At 72.3% G+C, this 433-nt stretch carries 1 pseudogene; it reads right to left on the bottom strand.

The annotated features are described in order from the left end of the window. A pseudogene (locus tag VR45_RS40150) lies at positions 1 to 433 on the bottom strand (sugar ABC transporter ATP-binding protein); the annotation flags it as partial.

Here is a 433-nt window from a genome sequence, read left to right as displayed (position 1 = left end):
TCGGCCGGTCGCCGGCCAGGGCGAGGGCGAGTTCGGAGCGTCCGGCGCCGATGAGTCCGGCGAGGCCGACGACCTCGCCGGCGTGGATCCGCAGGCTGATGTCGTGGACGTCGTCGGTGGTGACGTTGCGGACGTCGAGGACGAGGCGGTCGGTGGCGACGCGGGTGCGGGAGAACATGGCGGACAGGTCGCGGCCGACCATGAGGCGCACGAGGTCGCCCTCGGTGGTGGTGGCGGCGTCCTGCACGCCGGCGAGGGCGCCGTCACGCAGGACGGCGATGCGGTCGGCGAGTTGGAAGATCTCCTGCATCCGGTGCGAGACGTAGACGACGGCGACGCCCTGGTCGCGCAGGCGGCGGATGAGGGCGAACAGGGCGTCGACCTCGTGCTCGGAGAGCGAGGAGGTCGGCTCGTCGAAGGCGATGACCTTGGC

This window comes from Streptomyces sp. NRRL S-495, assembly GCF_000966955.1.
Lineage (GTDB): Bacteria > Actinomycetota > Actinomycetes > Streptomycetales > Streptomycetaceae > Kitasatospora > Kitasatospora purpeofusca.
This window is presented reverse-complemented; position numbering and strand designations above follow the sequence as displayed.